The organism is Actinoplanes sp. KI2 (assembly GCF_025630775.1).
Classification (GTDB): domain Bacteria; phylum Actinomycetota; class Actinomycetes; order Mycobacteriales; family Micromonosporaceae; genus Actinoplanes.
In genome coordinates this window covers 42,997-61,302 of the sequence record NZ_JAOSZE010000011.1, presented here as the reverse complement: position 1 = coordinate 61,302, position 18,306 = coordinate 42,997, and the positions used below count along the sequence as shown (strand labels likewise).

Below are 18,306 nucleotides of genomic sequence, written 5' to 3'. Positions count from 1 at the left end.
ACTGTCGGGACCATGGTCGATCTCGTGCTGCGGTCCCGCCGCGTCCTGACCGGCGACGACGAGCGCCCGGCCGCCGTGGCGATCACCGGGGAGAAGATCGTCGCGGTGGTCGGATACCAGGACCCGGTCGAGGCCGGCGCCGAGCACGACCTCGGCGACACCGCGCTGCTCCCGGGCCTGGTCGACACGCACGTGCACGTGAACGAGCCCGGGCGTACGGAATGGGAAGGCTTCGCCACCGCCACCCGGGCCGCCGCGGCCGGCGGCGTCACCACGATCATCGACATGCCGCTGAACAGCCTGCCGCCGACCGTCGACGCCGGTGCGCTGCGGGTCAAACAGCGGGCCGCGACCGGGCAGATCCACATCGACGTCGGCTTCTGGGGCGGCGTCGTCCCCGGCAACGCCGGCGAACTGACCGCCCTGCACGACGCCGGAGTCTTCGGTTTCAAGGCGTTCCTGGCCGATTCGGGCGTCCCCGAGTTCCCGCCGGTCTCGCCCGCCGAGCTCACCGCCGCGCTGACGGCCGTCGACGCGCTGTTCGTCGTGCACGCCGAGGACCCCGCCCACCTCGTCACGCCGGCCGCGTCCACCGCCTACGCCGACTTCCTCGCCTCCCGGCCGGCGGCGGCCGAGCACGCCGCGATCGCCACCGCGATCGACGCGTCCCGGGCGACCGGGCGCCGCGTGCACATCCTGCATCTTTCGGCCGCGGCCGCGCTTCCGCTGATCTCCGCGGCAAGGGCCGAGGGCGTACGAGTCACCGCCGAGACCTGCCCGCACTACCTGACCCTCGACGCCCGCCACATCCCGGACGGCGCGACCGAGTACAAGTGCTGCCCGCCGATCCGGGACGCGGCCAACGCCGACGCGCTGTGGCGGGCGCTCGCCGACGGCCTGATCACCTGTGTGGTCAGCGATCATTCGCCGTGCACGCCCGAGCTGAAGCGGCGGGACACCGGCGACTTCGCGGCGGCCTGGGGCGGGATCGCGTCGGTGCAGCTCGGGCTGCCGGTGATCTGGACCGCGGCCCGCGAACGCGGTCACCGGCTCGGCGACGTGGTGGAGTGGATGGCGCGCCGGCCCGCCGACCTGGTGGGGTTGCCGGCGAAGGGCCGGATCGCACCGGGCGCCGACGCCGACCTGGTCGCGTTCGATCCGGAGGCCACCTTCACCGTCGACCCGCGGCGCCTGCACCATCGGCACCCGGTCACCCCGTACGCGGGGAAGGTGTTGCACGGCGTGGTGCGCGCGACCTGGCTGCGCGGACGCAGCGTGACGGCCGAGGAGGCCGGCGGCCGTCTTCTGACCCGGGAGGGATAGCGATGGAGGAGTTCAGCACCCGGCCCGATCTGGCGTCGCGGGCGCTCGGCGGCGGCGTGGTCTACGCCAACGACGAGTTCTTCGCGGCGGCGGATCACCTGGTCCTGCCTCATGCGCCGACGTTCACGCCGCGCACCTTCGACCAGAAGGGGCAGGTCTACGACGGCTGGGAGACCCGGCGCCGGCGCTCGCCCGGCGAGGACGTGGCGATCGTCCGGCTCGGCGCGCCCGGCGTGATCCACGGCGTCGATGTCGACACCGCGTTCTTCGTCGGCAACTACCCCACGCACGCGTCGATCGACGCGCTCGCCACGGACGGTCACCCCACGGGTTCGCAGCTCCGGGACGCGGACTGGGTGCCGCTGGTGCCTCGATCGCGGCTGCGGGGCGATTCCCGCAATCTGTTTCCGGTGACCGATCCGCGCCGTTTCACGCACGTGCGGCTGACCATTTATCCGGACGGCGGGGTGGCCCGGCTGCGCGTGCACGGCGACGTCGTTCCCGACCCGCAGCTGCTGCCCGACATCTTCGATGTGGCGGCGCTGGCGAACGGCGGCCGGGTCATCGAATGCAGCGACATGTTCTTCGGCCGCCCGCACAACCTGTTGATGCCGGGGCTCGCTCAGCACATGGGCGACGGCTGGGAGACGGCCCGCCGCCGCACTGACGGCAATGAATGGGTGGAAATCGCGCTCGCCGCATCGTCCGCCATCGAGTTCATCGACCTCGACACCAGCCACTACAAGGGAAACGCCCCGGGCGCGGCGTCGGTGCGCGGCGCCCTCGGTGGGGGCGACTGGTTCGACCTCCTGCAACGCGTCCCGCTCAACCCGGACACGCCGCACCGCTTCCCCGTCCACCACATCGGACGAGTGGACCGGCTGCGGCTCGACATCTACCCCGACGGCGGCATGGCCCGGTTCCGCGCCATCGGCCGGCCCGACCGCAAAACCCTCGAAGAAACCTTTTCCCGTACGAGTTCCCGCCCGTCCCCAACCGCATGAACACCGCACCCGCTGCCGCCCGCGAGCAACGCGGGCGGCGGGGCCGGGGACGCGACTATCGCGTGCGGTCGTGGCCGGGCCGAGCCGGCCAATCGATGCGGTACCGCTGGTCCGGTCCGAGGGTCTTCTCCGGCTTCATCACCAGCTTCAGGAAGATGGGCATGATGACCGGCATCAATGCGCGGGCGACCGGGCCGGGCGCCTTGGCGTGGTTGATTTTCGCGGCCCGAGCGGCGATCCGCTCCACCCGCGCGCGGCGGGTCCGCTCGTAGATCGCGAACGCCTCGGACACGTCCTCGACATCGCGCAGGCAGCGGGCCAGTTCGATGGCGCTCTCGATCGCCAGCGACGCGCCCTGCCCGGAACTGTTGGACGGGGCGTGCACCGCGTCGCCGACCAGCACGAGCCGGCCGCGGTACCAGTGCGGTACCGGGGGCATGATGTAGAGCGCGCCGGTGACCCGCAGATTCTCCGCGGACAGGTGACGGAGAAGCTCGCCGCCGGGTACGTCCTCGCCGTACACGTCAAGCAGGGTCGCCATCCACTCGCGCGAGGGAACCGCCCGGGCCTCCTTGATCGTCATTGGCCGCGGGTGCGGCAGGTTCACCCCGAACGTCGTGCCGCCGCCCAGGGCCGGCCAGTAGATGTAGTAGCCGCGTTTGCCGAACGCGAAGGTCATCGTGCCGGGCTCCTCGGGCACCTCGAACGGGGAGACGCCCTCGAACGCGAGCATGCCCGTGTAGCGCGGGCCGGGCGCGTCCGGATCGATCAGCCGGCGGACGGTCGACTGCACCCCGTCCGCGCCGACCAGGACGTCGGCCGGCACCGTCGAGCCGTCCGCGAAGACGGCCGTGACCCGGTCGCCCTCCTCGCGGGCCTCGGTCAACCGGCGGCCGTGCTCGATCGCGATGCCCTCGGCGGTGGCCCGGTCGTGCAGGATCCGGTAGAGATCGCTGCGGCGGACCACCTGATACGGCTCGACGCCGGCCAGCGCCGGCATCGCGACACGCCTGGCGCCGACCGCCATCGCCTGCCGGTAGGCGGGCTCCGCCACCGCGCGTACGGCGTCGGCCGCCCCGACGATCTCCAGGGCCGCCATCCCGTTCGGCGCGAGCGCGATGGTGCCGCCCAGCCCGTCGGCGGTGCTCGGATAGCTCTCGTAGACGGTCGCCCGGATGCCGGCCTTGTGCAGCGCCAGCGCCGTTACCGGGCCGGCGATGCCGCCGCCGATGATCGCGACGTCTTGGACTCGGTTGCTCATTTCCCTACTCCCTTGCGATTTGTCCGCTTTTGCGGTTTTCGCCATGGGAGGTCGGCCCGGTATCCTGTGGTTGCCGCCTTCGGCCCGGGTCGTGGTTCCCATGACTTGTGGTTCGAGGCCCGGCCCCGGCGATCTGTTGCAGCAGGCCGCCGGGGCCGTTCTCATTTCTCGGTGCCGTACGTCTCCACGCTTTCCTCGGCGAGCTCCACCATGTCGGCCGGCATCTCCCCGGTCTCGTGGTGATGACGCCACTCGTCCAGCCCCGGCAGCGTCCCGCCGGCGATCTCCCCGATCAGCGACCGCATCCACGCCCGCTCGGCGGCGAGCATGGCCAGGTCGTACTCCAGCTCGATCAGGAACAGCCGGGGCACCCGCGGCGCGTGCAGCTGCCGCGTCGCCTCGGTCTCGGCGATCTCCCGCTCGACGGCGGCGAGACGCTGTTGCAGCAGCGTCACCACCTCGTCGGGCCCCAGCACCGCCATCACCGAGAGGCCGGCCCGGAATCGCGAGGTCTCCGGCTCGGCCTCGGACAGCAGCTCCTTGGCCCAGTCGACCAACTCGGCCCGGCCCTCGTCGGTGATCCGGTAGACGGTCCGCTCGGGGCGGCGCCCCTCGCGGCTGCTCTCCACCTCGGCGATCAGGCCGTGCTTGGCCAGGTTGCGCACGACGGTGTAGAGCGAGCCCCACTTGATCTGGAAGTCGCGGTCCTTGCCCCAGCCGCGCAGGGTGTTGGCCATCTCGTAGGGGTGCATCTGACGGAAGACGACCGAGGAGAGGATCGCCAGTCCCATCAGATTGCTCACCCTGCGCCGCTTGGCCATCGGTGCCGCCCCTCCTGCCCATTACTCGTAGGCGAGTATACGCACGCGAGTATCGGTCCGGGCAACCCTGAAAAGTCTCGGGGTCGGCATCATGGTCGGCGTGGCGCCCTTCACGATCCAGCACGGCTACGCCGCCTACCACGGCCCGATCCCGGCCGGCGCCGCCCACCGCCACGCCGCCTTCCAGATCGTGACGGCACCCGAGGGCGAGGTCACGATCCTCGATGCGGCCGGCGTCCCCCACCGGGCCGCGGCCCTGCTCGTCACGCCGATGACCAGGCATCGGCTGCTGGCCGTCCCCGAGGCCGAGACGTTCTTCGTCGACCCGCAGTCCGCCCTCGCCGACCGGCTCCGCGCGGTGTCGTCGCCGCGTGCGGGTATCGCCGTCCTCCACGACCTGCGACCCGACGACATCCATCGGCAAGCGGCCCTCGCCTCCGCCGTCCTGGACCCGCGCCTGGTCGCCGCCATGGCCCTGCCGCACCTCGCCATGCCCGAGGTGGCCGCGCGGGTCGGGCTGTCGCCCCAGCGCCTCCGCGCCCTGGCCCGCGCCGAGCTCGGCCTGCCCCTGGCCCGCTGGCGCATCTGGGCACGCCTGCAACGCGCGGCCGAGGCCATGCGGGACGGCCGCCCGCTCGCCGAGGCGGCCGTCACCGCCGGCTTCGCCGACCAGTCACACCTGACCCGCTGGATGCGCGAAATGATGGGCCTGACCCCGGCAGAGGTCCTCCCCGCCCTGCGCGACCATCCCGGCCCGGCGGTGTAGCCGTGCCCGCCCCAACCATCCCGGTCCAGCGGCGCACCCCTACCCGCCCCAACCATCCCGGTCCAGCGGCACACCCCCTACCCGCCCCACCCCAATCCCGGCCCGGCGGAGTAGCCGTGCCCGCGCCGGTCATCCCCGGCGGGCGGTGTAGATCGAGATCGACCCCGTGACGGTCGGCACGACCTCGGCCTCCCGCACGTCGTGGAAGCCGGCCTCGGCGATCAGTCCCGGCAGCGCGCCGTCGGCGTTGGGCTGAGTGTCGGGTTTGCCGTCGGCCATCTGCACCAGCCGGAACGCCAGCCGCATCGCGCGGGTGCGCTGAAGTCCATAGTCCGCGACGACCAGCCGCCCGCCCGGCCGCAGCACCGCGGCCATCGCTGCCAGGATCGCCCGCTTCATCGCCATCGGGCACTGATGCAGCACGAGACTGCTCACCACCACGTCGGCCGACGCGGCACCGAGGATCTCGGCCAGCGAGTCGCCCATCCCGACCCGCCACTCCACCGGGGCACCGGCGCCCTTCCGCCGTGCCCGCTCCACCATGTCGCGGTCGGGATCGACCCCGACGATCCGAGCCCCCGTTCGGTGCTGATGCAGCAGCAGCGCCAGCGAACCGGTCCCACACCCGACGTCGACGACCACTTCGTCGGCCCGAGCCGCGACGTGCCCGACGACGAGGCCGCGCCACAACCGCTCGCGGGTGACCGAGGCAACCAGGTCGTAGAACCGCGTGGGCGCAAACCGCCCCAGCGCCGGGGTGAATTCTCGCTCCGTCATGGCGTCACCCTCGCCGCCGGCTCCCCGGAAGTCTTGAACAAACCGCTCGCGAGCGGCGGGCCTGCTTTTGGCCACGCCGCGCGCGAGCGGCGGGCCTGCTTTTGGCCACGCGCCGCACGCGAGACGCGCGTCCACGGCCGCAAGCCCACGCTTGGGTCGCGTTGCGGTAGCCGCCGGAGGCGGGGTTCGCGGTATTGCGGTGGTGGACAGCCCGGACGTACGGATGAATGGGTTTTATCGGGCGAGGACGAGCAGGTCGGAGCGGGGCAGGCCGGCGTCGGTGAGGGCGCCGCAGTCCAGGCCGCGTAGCAGGTAGCCGGCCAGGGCGCGGGCGGTGGCGGGCTCGTCGGCGATGCCGGAGTCCTGGCGGGCGAGGTAGCGGTGCAGGCGTTCGACGGCGGCGTCCCGGCCGTCGCGGAAGAACGCGTAGGTCGCTGCGTAACGGGTGGGCAGTTGCGCTGGGTGCAGGTCCCAGCCCTGGTAGAAGCCTCGTTCCAACGAGCGGCGCACCAGGCGGTGGTGGAGCTGCCAGGCGGCCCGGATCTCGGCCGGGGTGCCGACCGGGAGAATGTTGGTGGAGCCGTCGGAGAGGTGGACGCCGGTCTGCGCGGCGGCGGCCTGCATGACGGCCTTCGCGTAGTCGGCGACCGGATGGTCGAGTGCCTGGTAGGCAGCGGCTACGCCGGCCGCGGCGCTGTAGTCGTAGGTGCCGTAGTGCAGGCCGATGCACCGGCCGTCGGCGGCGGTGATCAGCCGGGCGACCGTGGCGGCGCCGTCGGCACCCAGGACGGCGGCGGGCAGTTCGATCTGGATCTCGAAGCGGAGTCGGCCGGCGGGCAGGCCGTAGGACCGTTCCAATTTCTCGCAGAGCGTCACCATCGCGGCGACCTGATCCACGCCGCTCACCTTGGGTAGCGTGATGATGAAGGTGTCCTGATAGGACGACAGGAACAGGTCGAGCGTGCGCAGGGCGCGCCGCCGGGTCGCCGCCTCGAGCGACTTGATCCGGAGGCCGACGAACGGCGGCAGCGGGCCCTCGCCGAGGATCTTGGCGGCCCGCCGGACCGCCTCGTCCTCCTGGTCGTCGGGGCGCACGCCGTAGCCGTCCTCGAGGTCGACCCGGAGATCCTCGATCGGCTCGCGGGCCAGCTTGGCCCGCACGTCCGCCTCGACCTGCGGCCACGGGAAGTCGGTCATCGCGGCGAGCGCGGTGTCACCCCACGACCGGAAGTCGTCCAGCCGGTCCGCGGGGATGTACACGGTGTGCACGGGCTGGCGACCCGCCGGCGCTCCCGGGTAACGGGAGCGCAGGAACGCATCGTGAGCCGCCAGCCGGACGTCGAACTCCGCGTAGTCGTCCTCGGTCAGCCGCATGTGTTCAGTCGATCGAGTCGTAGGCCGCCGTGGTGAGGAAGTCGGCGAAATCATCCGCGAGCGCGACCCGCTCGAACAGCTTCCGGGCGTCGTCGAAGCGGGACGCGGCCCACGCCTGGTCGCCGATGGCGGTGCGGATCGCGGCCAGCTCCTCGTCCTCGATCCGGCCGACCAGGTCGGCGGTGATCTCGGTACCGTCCGGCAGGCGCACGCCGTTGTGGATCCACTGCCACACCTGCGAGCGGGAGATCTCCGCGGTGGCCGCGTCCTCCATCAGGTTGTTGATCGCCACCGCGCCGTTGCCGCGCAGCCACGCCTCGAGGTACTGCAGGCCGACCGAGACGTCGTTGCGCAGGCCCGCCTCGGTGACGGCGCCGTCGGTGGCCGCGACGTTCAGCAACTGGCCGGCGGTGACCGACACCTCCGGACGCTGCTTGTCGAGCTGGTTGGGCCGCGAACCGAGCACCCGGTCGAAGATCTCCTGACAGACCGGGACGAGGTCGGGGTGCGCCACCCACGAGCCGTCGAAGCCGTCGCCGGCCTCGCGCTCCTTGTCCTCGCGGACCTTCGCCAGCGCCACCTCGTTGACCTGCGGATCCCGGCGGCTCGGGATGAACGCCGCCATCCCGCCCATCGCGAACGCGCCGCGCCGGTGGCAGGTCGAGACGAGCAGTTCGGTGTACGCGCGCATGAACGGCGCGGTCATTGTCACCGCCGCGCGGTCGGGCAGAATCATGTTCGGGTTGTCGCGGAAGTACTTGATGATGCTGAACAGGTAGTCCCACCGGCCGGCGTTCAGCCCCGAGATGTGCGGCCGCAGCGCGTGCAGGATCTCTTCCATCTCGAAGGCCGCCGGAATGGTCTCGATCAGCACCGTGGCGCGGATCGTGCCGCGCGGGATGCCGAGCGTGTCCTGGGCGAAGTCGAAGACGTCGTTCCACAGCGCCGCTTCCTTGTGCGACTCCATCTTCGGCAGGTAGAAGTACGGGCCGCTGCCGCGCGCGAGCAGCTCGGCGGCGTTGTGGAAGAAGTAGAGCCCGAAGTCGACGAGCGCGCCGACGGCCGGCTCGCCGTCCACCGGGAGGTGCCGCTCGTCGAGGTGCCAGCCGCGCGGCCGCATCACGATCGTCGGGTACGGGCCGCCGTTCAGCTCGTACTTCTTCTGATCGGTCTCCAGCGTGATGGTCCGGCGGATCGCGTCGTAGAGGTTCTGCTGACCGTCGACGACGTTCGACCAGTGCGGGGTGTTGGCGTCCTCGAGGTCGGCCAGCCACACCTTGGCCCCGGAGTTCAGCGCATTGATGGTCATCTTGCGTTCGGTCGGACCGGTGATCTCCACCCGCCGGTCGAGCAGATCGGCCGGGGCGGGCGGCGCGGACCAGTCGGCCGCCCGGATGTCGGCCGTCTCGTCGAGGAAGCCGAGCGTCCCGCCGGCCGCGATCTCGGCACGACGGGCCGCACGCGCGGCCAGCAGCTCGTTGCGCCGTGGGCGGAACCGACGGTTCAGCTCGGCGACGAACGCCACCGCGTCGTCGGAAAGGATCTCGGTCATGGCGACGGCTCCAATCGATGCGCGTGTCTCTCGTACCGTAGTGGACGGGGTGAACGGTCGCTCAGGTGCGCCATCCCGATGTGACCTGATCCCTTAAGTGAGCAGTCGGCGGTGCGCGGCCAGGGCCGCGTGCTGGAGAGCCTCCGCGTCGGCGTGCACCAGCTCGCCGCGGCGGACGATGGGACGGCCCCCGACCAGGGACAGCTCGATCGGCGCGGGCGGGCCGAAGACCAGCGCGGCCAGCCGGTCGTCGATACCGTCGTGCGCCGGGCCGTCCAGCCGCCACACCACGAGATCGGCGAGCTTGCCCGCCTCGATCGACCCCAGATGATCTTCCCGGCCAAGGCAGCGGGCACCGCCCATCGTGCCCAGACGCAGCGCCTCGCGGGCGCTCATCGCCTTCGGGCCGCCGCGCAGCCGGGCGGTGTACAGCGCCTGGCGCAGCTCGGCGCCGAGGTGGGAGACCTCCTGCGAGGCGGCGCCGTCGACGCCCAGGCCGACCGGCACGGCATGGTCGAGGAGATCTCGTACGCGTGCCATCCCGGCCCCGAGGCGCGCGTTGGAGCTCGGGCAGTGCGCGACGCCGGTGCCGGTCGCGCCGAGCCGCCCGATCGCCGTGTCGTCGAGGTGGACGCCGTGCGCGAGCCACACGTCGTCGCCGAGCCAGCCGACCCGCTCCGCGTACTCCACCGGCGTGCAGTCGAACCGCTTGCGGCAGAACTCCTCCTCGTCGTCGGTCTCGGCGAGATGGGTGTGCAGGCGGACGCCCTTGCGGCGGGCCAGCGCGGCGGCCTCGGTCATCAGCCGGGTGGTGACCGAGAACGGCGAGCAGGGCGCGACCGCGATCTGCAGCATCGCCTCCGGAGACGGATCGTGCCAGCGGTCGATCGCCCGCTCGGTTGCGGCGAGGGCCTCGTCGGTCGTCTCCACCACGTTGTCGGGTGGGAGGCCGCCGTCCTTCCGGCTCAGATCCATCGAGCCGCGGGTCGGGTGGAAGCGCAGGCCGATCCGCTGGGCCGCCTCGATCTCGGCCGCCAGCACGTCGCCGCCGTCGCGCGGAAAGACGTAGTGGTGATCCATGCTCAGCGTGCAGCCGGAGAGCGCGAGCCAGCCGAGGCCGGCGGCGGCCGACGCGCCGACGATCTCGGCGTCCAGCCGGCCCCAGATCGGATAGAGGGTGGTGAGCCAGCCGAACAACGTCTCGTCGACGGCCAGGCCGCGGGTCGCCCACTGGTAGAGGTGGTGGTGCGTGTTGATCAGCCCGGGGGTGACCAGGCAGCCGGCGCCGTCCACCCGGTCGCCCGGTTTTTCGGGGCCCGCCGGTCCGGAGCCCACCCCGGCGATCCGGCCATCGTCGCCGATCACGACATGGCCGTCGGGGTAGTAGCTGTCCTGGGCGTCGACGGTCGCGACGGCGACGTTCTCGATGACGATCACTGGTACCACTCCGCGGTGGCCGGGGGCGCGTCGTCGCGGGTCACGGTTCCCTCGATCAGGCCGTACGGGCGGTCGCCGGCGATGAAGACCTCGTTGGAGTTGGTCAGCCCGAACGGGGACAGGTCGACCAGGTAATGATGCTTGTTCGGCAACGCCAGGCGGATCTCGGCGACCTCGGGGCGTTGGGAGAGGACGTAACTGCCCATCGCGAACAGCGTCTGCTGCAGCGAGGAACTGTACGTGTGGACGAACGCCGCGGTCAGCGCGTCGAGGGCGCCCGCGTGCGAGGCCGCCCAGTCGCCGGTCGGGGTCAGATGTCGCCAGCGGGCGTCGACGGCGGTGGCCAGGATGCGGTCGTGGGTTTCCGGCAGCGTCGTGTACCGGTCCTTGATGAAGCCGTGGAACTCCGACGCCGTCGTGTTCATCAGGGTCAGGCCACTGACGCCGGAGACCACCTGCTCGTGCTCGGCGGTCGCGACGACCTGGGCGATCCGGGTCTGCGCGCCCTCGCGACGGAACGAATGCGGTCCGAGCCGGTCCCATCCGTACGCCTCGATGGTGATTTTCGCCTGATCGACCTGGCCCTGTGTCTTCAGGAAGTGCCGGGCGAGCAGCAGCGCGAACTCCTCCGGCTCGCCGACGCCGTGCTGCTTGGCGAACGCGTACACCGTGTTCTTCATGGTGTCGGTCGGCAGCACGCCGGTGTTGTCGCCGGTCAGGTGGGTCGCGGCCAGGTCGCCGGCGAGCGCGATGCTGACGTTGAGGTCGGTCAGCCGGTGCGTCTCGCCGTCGCGGGTGACGCGGACCAGTCGCGTCTCCGCCTTGCCGTAGCGGTTGGGTCCGAGCACGATCGCCACGGCGTCAGCTCCCTCGGTAGGTGGTGTAGCCGAATCGGCTGAGCAGCAGCGGCACGTGGTAGTGCCGCTCGGGGTCGCGGACGTGGAACGCGACGGTGACCTCCGGGAAGAAGCAGTCCTCCCCCAGGTAGGGCTCGACGTAGAAGAACAGCCGATAGCCGCCGGCCTGCCACTCGTGCAGCGGCACCCGATAGCGCAGCCGTCCGTCCCGGTCGGTGCGGCCCTCGGCGATCGTGCGCCAGCCCTCCGAGTCGCGCCGTTCCAGCCGCACGTAGACGTCGCGGGCCGGCTCGCCGGTCACCGTGTCCAGGATATGCGTCGAGATCTTGGCGTGGAGCTCGGGCTCCGTGCCGTCATCCGAGGGCATCGAGCACCCGCTCCAGCCGGAGCAGCGCAATCTTGCGCAACTCGTCCGCCACGACCGTCCGCTCGGTGTCCTCGTCGTTGGCCAGCCGCCGGCGCGCCTCGGCGAGTATCTCCTCCTGCGTGCGGCCACTGGCAAAGATCAAAAACACCTGACCGAACCGGCTCTCGTACGCCCGGTTGACGTCGACAAGCGCAGCCTTCGTGGCATCGTCGGCGCTCCGGGCCGCGGTCGACTGCTCCTGCCGCGACCAGGACGCCTCCGCCGAATCACCGCTCGCCCGCTCCCCGATCCGCGGGTGGGCGGACAGGGCGACCCGCACCTCGTCCCAGCTCAGCGCGCGTGCCGCGGCGTCGGCCGCCTGGACGATCTCCAATCGTTCCCGGTAGGGGCGTTTCGCGACGATGGCGGCGCCCCACGCGGGGGCGGCGCAGCAGGCGAGGAGTTGCTCGTCGAGGCGGGCGGCGGGCAACGCATTGAAGACCTCCACGGTGTCCATCCGGCAACCCCCTCCTGTGTCGATCAGTCAAGCAGGCCGACTCGTGCGAGTGCAGACCTTTGGGCGGGATTTAACAGTCCCGTTCCGGTTGCCGCAGACCTTGCCATCCGGGTCCGACAGTTTTCGGGGCGCCGGTTATTGTCGGTTTTATCGGACCTGCCCGGGTCTCGGTTCTGTCGGACCCCTGCGGCAGGATGGGTCCGTGCTCATCCCCGACGCGTCGCTGCCCGACCTGCCGATCCGGCCGGTCCTCCCCGAGCTGCGCGAGTCGCTGGCGGCCGCGGGCGCGGCGGTGCTGGTCGCGCCGCCCGGCACCGGAAAGACCACGCTGGTTCCGCTGGCTCTGGAGGGGCGGGTCGTGGTCGCCGAGCCGCGCCGCCTCGCCGCCCGCGCCGCCGCCCGCCGGATGGCGTCGCTGCTCGGCGAGCGGGTGGGCGACCGGGTCGGCTTCTCGGTGCGGGGCGAGCGTCGCGTCTCCCGCCGCACCATGGTCGAGGTGGTCACCACCGGCGTTCTGGTCCGCCGCCTGCAGCGTGATCCCGAGCTGGCCGGCACCGACGTCGTGATGATCGACGAGTGTCACGAGCGGCATCTCGACACCGACCTGTCGCTGGCGTTCCTGCTCGAGGTGCGGGCGGCGCTGCGGCCCGACCTGCAGCTGGTGGCCGCCTCGGCGACGGCCGACACGTCGGTGCTGGGTCCGGTGCCGGTGGTGCGCGCCGAGGCCCGGCTGTTCCCGGTCGAGGTGCATTGGGCGCCGCCGCCGGGGCCGGTCAGCCCGCCGCTCGGCCTGCGGGTCGATCCTCGGCTGCTCGATCACGTGGCGGCGGTGATTCGCCGTGCCCTGGCCGAGGGCGACGGCGACGTGCTGGTCTTCCTGCCCGGCGCGCGCGAGATCGACTCGGTGGCCGGGCGGCTGGGCGGCGGTCTCTACACGGTGGGCGGGCGGCTGGGCAGCGGCCGGCGCGGCGGCCTCGACACGGTGGGCGGGCGGCTGGGTGGCGGCATCGGCGTCGAGGCCGGGCGGCTGGGCGGCGGCATCGGCGTCGAGGTGCTGGCGCTGCACGGGCGGCAGCCGGCGTCCATTCAGGATGCTGCCCTGCGGCCCGGTGCGCGTCGGCGGGTCGTGCTCGTCACCGCGGTGGCGGAAAGCAGTCTGACCGTGCCCGGGGTGCGGGCGGTGGTCGACGCGGGGCTGAGCCGGGTCCCGCGGATGGACCACGCGCGCGGGTTGGGTGCGCTGGTGACCGTGCCGGTGTCCCGGGCGGCCGCCACCCAGCGGGCCGGGCGGGCCGGGCGCGAGGCGCCCGGGCGGGTCTATCGATGCTGGTCGCAGGCGCAGCACGAGCGTTTGCCGGCCCAGCCCGAGGCGGAGGTCACGGCGGCCGACCTGACCGGGTTCGCGCTCGACCTGGCTCTGTGGGGGCATCCGGACGGGAGCGGGCTGGCGTTGCCGGACCGGCCGCCGGCGGGGGCATTGCAGGCCGCGGTGACCACGCTGCGCGATCTCGGCGCGGTCGACGAGGACGGGCGGATCACGCCTCGGGGACGGGCGCTGGCCGACGCCGGTCTGCATCCGCGGCTGGCGCGGGCATTGCTCGATGGCGCGGCGGTGGTGGGCGCCCGGCGAGCCGCCGAGATCGTGGCGCTGCTCGACGACGAGCGCGCGGTCTCCGACGACGTGGTCGCGGCTTGGCGGCGGGTGCGCTCGGCGAACGAGCCTTCGTGGCGCAGCGAGGTGCGGCGATTGACCGCGGCGCTGAGCCGCTCCCCGGCCGACGACGTCGAGGTGCCCGACGTAGCGGGGGCCACCGCAGGCGACGACGAGACACCCGACGCCACGGACACCGCCGGAGGCGACGACAAGACGCCCGACGCCACGGACACCGCCGCACACGACGACAAGACACCCGACACAGCGGACACCGCCTGGAGCGACGCCACGATGCCCGACGTTGCGAGGGCCGCCTCGAGCGACGACACGCGCAAAGCCGAAAAACCGGATGTTCCGAGCGCCGCGGCTGTGGACAGACGCCGGGAATTGTCGGGCGGGGGTGGTTCGCTTGGCCCCGCCCAAGAGGGTGGGGGCGGTCCGCGGCCAGGGCGGCACATTCCGGACGATCTTGCGGCTGGGCTGATCGTGGGGATGGCCTATCCGGAGCGGGTGGCGCGGGTGCGGGAGGCCGGCGGCCGGGCCTACCTCATGGCCGGCGGCACGGCGGCCGAGCTGGGGCCGGGCAGTGGGCTCGCGGGGGTCGGCTGGCTGGCGGTGGCGTCCGCCGAGCGGGCCGCGGGCGCGAAGACCGCGCGGATCCGGGCCGCCGCGCCGCTCGACGACGAGACGGCGCGGGAGGCCGCCGGGGCGATGCTGTCCGAGTCGACCGAAATCGGCTGGGTCCACGGCGATGTGGTGGCGCGGACCGTACGGCGGCTCGGCGCCATCACGCTGGCCGAGCGGCGGATCGCCGAGCCGGATCCGGCGCTGGTACGCGCCGCCCTGCTCGACGGGCTGCGGCGCGCCGGGCTCGGGCTGCTGACCTGGTCCCGGGGCGCCGTCGAGCTGCGGGAACGGCTGGCGTTCGCGCACCAGGCGCTCGGCGAGCCGTGGCCGGACGTGAGCGACGCGGCGCTGGTCGACCGGGCCGAGGAGTGGCTGGACCTCGGTGCGGCGCGGCGCCGGGCCGATCTCGGCAAGCTCGACGTGACCGCGGGGCTGCGCCGGCTGCTGCCGTGGTCGGTGGCCGGGCGGCTCGACGACGTGGCGCCCGAGCGGCTGCCGGTGCCGAGCGGGTCGCGGGTTCGAGTGGACTATTCGGACGTTGCCGCGCCCGTGCTGGCCGTGAAGGTGCAGGAGGCGTTCGGCTGGACGGACGCGCCCCGGCTCGCCGACGGGCGGGTGCCCGTACTGCTGCATCTGTTGTCGCCGGCGGGGCGGCCGGTCGCGGTGACCCGGGATCTCGCGTCCTTCTGGCAGCAGGGATACCCGCAGGTCAGGGCCGAGCTGCGGGGGCGATATCCGCGGCATCCGTGGCCGGAGGACCCGACCACGGCGGAACCCACCCGCCGCACCAAGCCACGAGCTAGGTGAGCTGCTGGAGGGAGGACGAGCCGGGCTGGGCCGGAACGCCGGGCGCCCGGAGCCGGTGCAGCGGGGCGGGCTGGCCGTAGAAGTAGCCCTGGCCGAAGGGGCAGCCCAGCTCCGCGAGCGCCGCGCCGCGGGCCCGGGTCTCGATGCCCTCGGCGACGACGGCGATGTCCAGCTCCTGGCAGATCGCCAGCACCGACCGGCACAGCGCCGCCGCCCGTTCCGGATCGGTGTCCACATCGGTCAGTGTGGAGTCGAGCTTCACGATGTCGACCGGCAACGAGTGGAGCTGGGCCAGGGCGTTGAAGCCGCTGCCGAAGTCGTCCAGCGCTATCCGGGGGCCCAGGGCCCGCAGCCGGGCGGCCGCGGCCGAGGCGGCCGGCAGATCCTGGATGCGGTGGGTCTCGGTGATCTCGATGATCAGGCGGGACGGCGGCAGGTTGTGCCGGGACAGCGCGACCCGCACCGCCTCCTCCAGGCCCGCCTGGCCGAGGCGGGCGGCCGACACGTTCACGTGCACGTCGATCGGCCGTCCGTAGATCAGCGCCAACCGGGAGGCGTCGGCGCAGGCCTGGTCGAGGACGAAGTTGTCGATCGCGGCGACCTGGCCGGTGCGCTCGGCGATCGTCACGAACGCGTCGGGGTGGACCGGGCCGGCCGCCAGCGTCCAGCGGGCCAGCGCCTCGACCGCGACCGTCGCCCCGTCGGCCAGCCGGACGATCGGCTGGTAGTAGACCTCGAAGCCGGACGCCGCCGGCTGGCCGCCCGCGGCCAGGGCCTGGGCCAGCAGGTGGGGCATGTCCGCGTTGGGGCCGCCGTCCGCGGCACCGGCGTAGCGGGCCAGCGAGCCCTTTCCCCGGCGCTTGCTGGAATACATCGCCGAGTCGGCCCGGCGCAGCAGCGCGTCCGCCGACATCGGCTCGCCCGGATCGGGTACGACCAGGCCGATGCTCGCCCCGACGCCGATCCGGTGCCCGTCGATGTGGAACGGCTCGCGCAGCGCGGCCAGGATCCGATGCCCGGCCGGTTCCGCGTCGGCCGGGTGCTGGTCGAGCACCACCGCGAACTCGTCGCCGCCGAGCCGGGCCACCAGGTCGTCCGGCGACACGCAGCCCTGCAGGCGCTCGGCGATCGCGCGCAGCACCCGGTCGCCCATCGCGTGCCCGAAGCTGTCGTTGACCAGCTTGAAGTCGTCGAGGTCGGCGAAGAGCACGGCCACCGACCGGCCGCGGTGCCGGTGCGCGTCGAGGGCGCGCACCAGCCGCTCGCGGAAGAGCGCCCGGTTGGCCAGGCCGGTCAGCGGATCGTGGTACGCCTGATGGCGGAGCCGCTGCTGCCCCTCGGACACCCGGTCGAGCAGCACGGTGTTGTCCACGATGGTGAACATCTGCCGGGCCACCACCAACCCCAGACCCAGCCAGCCGAGGTACGCCTCGAACGGCGACAGTGGATTGCCCGCCCCGGTGCTGATGGCGATGACGATCCCGGTGACGGTCACCGGCACGTACGGCAGAAGCAGGTGCAGCCAGTCGCGCTCGGCCACGTCGCCGATCGGGTCGCCGGCGACGGCCGGCCGGGTCACCACGGCGAGCGCCACGAACGCGCAGCCGATCAGGTAGCCCGTCGACTCCAGCGGGCTCAGCGGACCCTCGCCGAGGCACATCAGCCGCAGCGAGTCGCTGACCACGAACCCGGCCAGGGCGATGCCGATCAGGTGCAGCGGCACCCGGGCGGCCGGCGAGCCGGGCCGGGTGAGCAGCAGCAACAACACCATGGTGAAAAGCAGCAGGTCGGCGATCGGGTACGCGGCGGCCAGGCCGAGCACCCACGAGCTCTGCCCGGCCCAGTCGAAGGCGGACCGCGGCACCACCGACCAGCCGAGCGCGAGCAGGGACCCGGCGATCAGCACGCTGTCGATCAGGAGCGCGATCTGGTCACGGCGGGTCGAGGTCGGCGCCGGCCGGGGCCGCGGGTACGGGACGCTGAGCAGGGCGAGCAGCAGGCACGCGGGCAGGATGAGGAAGCCGATGTCGGCCGCCGTGGTGCTCTTGCGGTGCGGATCGACCACATCGAGCACGACCCACCAGAGCCGGACCACCGCCCACCCGGCCAGGCCGGCGCCGGCGAGCAGGGGCCATCGCCGCTCGGTGCCCCGGCTGCGACGCGCCGCCGTCACGAAGCACACCCAGGCCGCGGCCGCCCCCGCGACCGTCTGCACGACGTCGTCGTACAACCGCCAATGGCGCGCCCCGACCAGTTCGCCAAGCGCCACCGCACCCAGGACGAGCGTCAGCGTGACGAACAGTCGCGCTCTCATGCATCACCCCGCAGATGAGCCGCGGCCCCCTGATCCGCGACCGGAGTAAGGTACCGCAATCAGCGAGTGATAACGCGTATGTCAATCGGTTGTCAGATCGGCGACAATCACCGTGACGTTGTCCGGGCCGCCGCCGCGCAGCGCGAGATCGACCAGCCGTTCGGCGCAGGACTTCGGATCGGTGGCGGCGAGCATCTCCTGCTCGATCGTCTCGTTGCTGACGACCGCGGTGAGCCCGTCGCTGCACAGCAGCCAGCGGTCGCCATTTTCCGGTTCGACGATCACGTACGCCGGACTGACCGGCTCGCCCTGCAGCACCCGGGTGACCACGGACCGGCGCGGATGACCGGCCGCCTCCTCCGGCTTGATCAGCCCCTGATCGACGAGCATCTGGACGTACGTGTCGTCCTTGGTCAGCTGGTTGAGCCGGCCGTCGCGCAACAGGTAGGCGCGGGAGTCGCCGACGTGCGCCATCGCGGCCCGGCTGCCGGAGAAGATGACCGCGGTCAGCGTGGTGCCCATGCCCTGCAGTTCGGGGTCGGCGACCACGTGCTCGGCGATCCGACCGTTGGCGACCTCGAGCGCCCGATGCAGCGCATCCATCTGGTTGTCGTTGTCGATCGGCACGTCGAGGCCGGTCATCGACTCGATCGCGAGGCGGCTGGCCAGATCGCCGGCGGCCATCCCGCCCATGCCGTCGGCAACGACGAGCAGGTGGTCACCGGCGTAGTGACAGTCCTCGTTGTTGCTGCGGACATGTCCTTGGTCGGTGACTGCCGCCCACCGGAGGTGCAAGGTCATGGCGTGCAGCTTCCCAGATCACGGCAAGCCTGTCTGCATGAGGGCGGCGGCGCGTCGCCAAAAAGGGC

General features: G+C 72.5%; 14 protein-coding genes and 2 pseudogenes. 5 read left to right on the top strand and 11 right to left on the bottom strand.

Annotation, left to right across the window (positions count from 1 at the left end; genetic code table 11):
- The first annotated feature begins 12 nt into the window (after positions 1-12).
- On the top strand, positions 13-1,323 hold the full coding sequence (gene allB, locus ODJ79_RS13440; protein WP_263023744.1) for an allantoinase AllB: 1,311 nt from the start codon (positions 13-15) through the stop codon (positions 1,321-1,323).
- Positions 1,324-1,325: 2 nt separating this feature from the next.
- Complete coding sequence (alc, locus tag ODJ79_RS13435; protein WP_263023743.1) at positions 1,326-2,327, top strand: allantoicase; 1,002 nt, start codon at positions 1,326-1,328, stop codon at positions 2,325-2,327.
- Between the two features lie 55 nt (positions 2,328-2,382).
- On the opposite strand, the gene ODJ79_RS13430 is transcribed toward alc, so the two are convergent.
- Both ODJ79_RS13430 and ODJ79_RS13425 read right to left on the bottom strand, forming a co-directional pair.
- Positions 2,383-3,588 carry an FAD-dependent oxidoreductase gene (locus ODJ79_RS13430; RefSeq protein WP_263023742.1) on the bottom strand — a complete coding sequence of 402 codons (1,206 nt, stop codon included), beginning with the start codon at positions 3,586-3,588 and terminating at the stop codon, positions 2,383-2,385.
- Positions 3,589-3,749: 161 nt separating this feature from the next.
- Entirely contained in the window at positions 3,750-4,379 is a 630-nt protein-coding gene (locus tag ODJ79_RS13425) for a PadR family transcriptional regulator (protein WP_263023741.1), read from the bottom strand.
- 130 nt (positions 4,380-4,509) lie between these two features.
- On the opposite strand from ODJ79_RS13425, the gene ODJ79_RS13420 reads away from it, so the two are divergent.
- Complete coding sequence (locus ODJ79_RS13420; protein ID WP_263023740.1) at positions 4,510-5,175, top strand: helix-turn-helix transcriptional regulator; 666 nt, start codon at positions 4,510-4,512, stop codon at positions 5,173-5,175.
- A gap of 129 nt (positions 5,176-5,304) precedes the next feature.
- Here ODJ79_RS13420 and ODJ79_RS13415 read toward each other — a convergent pair whose 3' ends face one another.
- The 7 genes from ODJ79_RS13415 to uraD form a co-directional block, all read right to left on the bottom strand.
- A complete protein-coding gene (locus ODJ79_RS13415) occupies positions 5,305-5,952 on the bottom strand; it encodes a class I SAM-dependent methyltransferase (RefSeq protein WP_263023739.1) in 648 nt (215 codons plus the stop codon).
- 234 nt (positions 5,953-6,186) lie between these two features.
- On the bottom strand, positions 6,187-7,326 hold the full coding sequence (locus tag ODJ79_RS13410) for an HpcH/HpaI aldolase/citrate lyase family protein (RefSeq protein ID WP_263023738.1): 1,140 nt from the start codon (positions 7,324-7,326) through the stop codon (positions 6,187-6,189).
- Between the two features lie 4 nt (positions 7,327-7,330).
- Positions 7,331-8,878, bottom strand: coding sequence for a malate synthase A (gene aceB / locus ODJ79_RS13405; RefSeq protein WP_263023737.1), 1,548 nt, complete (start codon positions 8,876-8,878; stop codon positions 7,331-7,333).
- 93 nt (positions 8,879-8,971) lie between these two features.
- Positions 8,972-10,315, bottom strand: a complete 1,344-nt coding sequence (locus ODJ79_RS13400) for an 8-oxoguanine deaminase (protein ID WP_263023736.1) — start codon at positions 10,313-10,315, stop codon at positions 8,972-8,974.
- A complete protein-coding gene (gene pucL, locus ODJ79_RS13395) occupies positions 10,312-11,172 on the bottom strand; it encodes a factor-independent urate hydroxylase (protein WP_263023735.1) in 861 nt (286 codons plus the stop codon). The genes ODJ79_RS13400 and pucL overlap by 4 nt, the downstream gene beginning before the upstream one ends.
- 4 nt (positions 11,173-11,176) lie before the next feature.
- Positions 11,177-11,539 carry a hydroxyisourate hydrolase gene (gene uraH / locus ODJ79_RS13390; RefSeq protein WP_263023734.1) on the bottom strand — a complete coding sequence of 121 codons (363 nt, stop codon included), beginning with the start codon at positions 11,537-11,539 and terminating at the stop codon, positions 11,177-11,179.
- Positions 11,526-12,035, bottom strand: coding sequence for a 2-oxo-4-hydroxy-4-carboxy-5-ureidoimidazoline decarboxylase (gene uraD, locus ODJ79_RS13385; protein WP_263023733.1), 510 nt, complete (start codon positions 12,033-12,035; stop codon positions 11,526-11,528). The genes uraH and uraD overlap by 14 nt, the downstream gene beginning before the upstream one ends.
- A gap of 202 nt (positions 12,036-12,237) precedes the next feature.
- Between uraD and ODJ79_RS47135 the strand changes: the two are divergent.
- A pseudogene (locus ODJ79_RS47135) lies at positions 12,238-13,809 on the top strand (helicase-related protein); the annotation flags it as partial.
- Positions 13,810-14,121: 312 nt separating this feature from the next.
- Positions 14,122-15,123, top strand: a pseudogene (locus tag ODJ79_RS47130) (ATP-dependent helicase C-terminal domain-containing protein); the annotation flags it as partial.
- Here the strand turns inward: ODJ79_RS47130 and ODJ79_RS13375 are convergent.
- Together ODJ79_RS13375 and ODJ79_RS13370 are read right to left on the bottom strand one after the other, a co-directional pair.
- Entirely contained in the window at positions 15,116-17,437 is a 2,322-nt protein-coding gene (locus tag ODJ79_RS13375; RefSeq protein WP_263023731.1) for a putative bifunctional diguanylate cyclase/phosphodiesterase, read from the bottom strand. The pseudogene ODJ79_RS47130 and the gene ODJ79_RS13375 sit on opposite strands and share 8 nt — an antisense overlap.
- A gap of 81 nt (positions 17,438-17,518) precedes the next feature.
- Positions 17,519-18,238, bottom strand: coding sequence for a PP2C family protein-serine/threonine phosphatase (locus ODJ79_RS13370; protein ID WP_263023730.1), 720 nt, complete (start codon positions 18,236-18,238; stop codon positions 17,519-17,521).
- Positions 18,239-18,306: the final 68 nt, after the last annotated feature.

Excerpts from the sequence above, each read along its gene's own strand:
- allB (WP_263023744.1), top strand. The coding sequence starts at position 13 with ATGGTCGATCTCGTGCTGCGGTCCCGCCGCGTCCTGACCGGCGACGAC.
- alc (WP_263023743.1), top strand. The coding sequence starts at position 1,326 with ATGGAGGAGTTCAGCACCCGGCCCGATCTGGCGTCGCGGGCGCTCGGC.
- ODJ79_RS13430 (WP_263023742.1), bottom strand. The coding sequence starts at position 3,588 with ATGAGCAACCGAGTCCAAGACGTCGCGATCATCGGCGGCGGCATCGCC.
- ODJ79_RS13425 (WP_263023741.1), bottom strand. The coding sequence starts at position 4,379 with ATGGGACTGGCGATCCTCTCCTCGGTCGTCTTCCGTCAGATGCACCCC.
- ODJ79_RS13415 (WP_263023739.1), bottom strand. The coding sequence starts at position 5,952 with ATGACGGAGCGAGAATTCACCCCGGCGCTGGGGCGGTTTGCGCCCACG.
- ODJ79_RS13410 (WP_263023738.1), bottom strand. The coding sequence starts at position 7,326 with ATGCGGCTGACCGAGGACGACTACGCGGAGTTCGACGTCCGGCTGGCG.
- aceB (WP_263023737.1), bottom strand. The coding sequence starts at position 8,878 with ATGACCGAGATCCTTTCCGACGACGCGGTGGCGTTCGTCGCCGAGCTG.
- uraH (WP_263023734.1), bottom strand. The coding sequence starts at position 11,539 with ATGCCCTCGGATGACGGCACGGAGCCCGAGCTCCACGCCAAGATCTCG.
- uraD (WP_263023733.1), bottom strand. The coding sequence starts at position 12,035 with ATGGACACCGTGGAGGTCTTCAATGCGTTGCCCGCCGCCCGCCTCGAC.
- ODJ79_RS13375 (WP_263023731.1), bottom strand. The coding sequence starts at position 17,437 with ATGAGAGCGCGACTGTTCGTCACGCTGACGCTCGTCCTGGGTGCGGTG.
- ODJ79_RS13370 (WP_263023730.1), bottom strand. The coding sequence starts at position 18,238 with ATGACCTTGCACCTCCGGTGGGCGGCAGTCACCGACCAAGGACATGTC.